Genomic DNA, 1,505 nt, shown 5'->3' with positions numbered 1-1,505 from the left:
AAAAATCCCGTTGCCCACGCCATGAACTATTTTCTCAGACGTGCCGATACATTCACACGATTCCTCACTGACGGCCGGATCTGCCTCTCAAACAATGCAGCAGAACGCGCCCTGCGCGGCATCGCCCTGGGCAGGAAAGCCTGGTTGTTCGCCGGGTCCGATCGTGGCGGAGAGCGCGCCGCCGCCATGTATTCCCTGATCGTCACCGCGCGCCTGAACGATGTCGATCCCCATGCATGGCTCGCTGATGTCCTGGCACGGATCAATGACATCCCCAATCCACGCCTCCATGAACTCCTGCCCTGGCACTGGAAAGCCCACCAGCAGGTCCACAATACCATCGCCGCCTGAATACGCCCGCGTCTCTCGCCGGATGATTACTATCTCTATATACCTCTTGGCGGTAGTCATCGTGGCTCGGTGCGTACATCCGCCAACCTTCTGATTACCATGCTGCTGGGTGGCCTGTGGCACGGCGCCGCCATGAAATTTGTCATGTGGGGCGCATTGCATGACGGTGGTCTGGTGCTGGAACGCCCTTTTTCCGAGCGTCTGGAAAATACACGGGGCATTTTCCGCGTCATGGCCGTGCTGCTGACATTCCATTTCGTCTGTCTGACATGGCTGTTTTTCCATGCGGAAGATATGGAAAGCGTCTGGCTTTATCTGCAGTCCATAACACCCCTGAAACTAGGAAGTTTTGCACAGGTCACGCCCTTTACACTTGGCCTGATCGCTATTGGCATCGGTCTGCATTTTGTGTCCAGGAACATGCCTGAACGCATTGCGGCGTTCCCTGTGGTGCAACGTGCGCCGGACTGGGCGCTTGCGCTTGCGTTCGGTATTTGTGTGTTGATGATTGACGCCGCAGGACCAAGCGGTGTCGCCCCTTTCATATATTTTCAGTTCTGATGGCCCATTCTTCCTCCCCGCCCCCCGCGCGTCGTCTGCTCACAATCGTGCTGGTCGCAGCCGCAAGCGGTGTCATTTTCGGATCTGGCCCCATTCTTGCCTGGACCGAGCAGTTGCCGCTAACCATGCCGTACCAGGCGGTGCTGCAATCTGCGGCAGATCGGTGGCATACCATCGCTGCACGTCTAAGTGTCTGACCGAAAATGAGTTGAGTGATTTCAGTGGATTATGATTCATGGGTTTGCGATAACCTGATGAGATCAAGATGGCCTGGACTGAAATCACCCGCGCGCAGTATCGCCGGGACGACCTGGAGTATGCAAGCGACCTTCGCGATGCGGAGTGGGCGCTGATTGCGCCTTTGATGCCCGAGAAGAAACGACTGGGGAGACCACGACGTACGGATTTGCGCCGGGTCATGGAGGCGATCCTCTATATCGTCACTACGGGTTGCCAGTGGCGACAATTGCCTCGTCATTTTCCCGCCTTCACGACCGTGCAGGGCTATTTCTACCGTTGGATCCGCGAGGGACGATGGGAAGCGATAAACCATATTCTCGTGATCCTGTCGCGTGAGCAGGACGGGCGAGACG

The 1,505-nt window shown here is 56.9% G+C and carries 3 protein-coding genes; all 3 read left to right on the top strand.

Going from position 1 to position 1,505, the window contains the following annotated elements; translation table 11 throughout:
* Nucleotides 1-351: IS66 family transposase (locus GEU01_RS21695; protein ID WP_019086484.1), on the top strand; the 351-nt coding region annotated here is incomplete at its 5' end.
* A gap of 69 nt (nt 352-420) precedes the next feature.
* Complete coding sequence (locus tag GEU01_RS21690; protein ID WP_232272658.1) at nt 421-912, top strand: MBOAT family O-acyltransferase; 492 nt, start codon at nt 421-423, stop codon at nt 910-912.
* 265 nt (nt 913-1,177) lie between these two features.
* Nucleotides 1,178-1,505 (top strand): transposase (locus GEU01_RS21685; RefSeq protein WP_019086247.1); only part of this gene is annotated, 328 nt, incomplete at its 3' end.

This window comes from Komagataeibacter europaeus LMG 18890 (genome assembly GCF_000285295.1).
GTDB classification, from domain to species: domain Bacteria; phylum Pseudomonadota; class Alphaproteobacteria; order Acetobacterales; family Acetobacteraceae; genus Komagataeibacter; species Komagataeibacter europaeus.
This window is presented reverse-complemented; position numbering and strand designations above follow the sequence as displayed.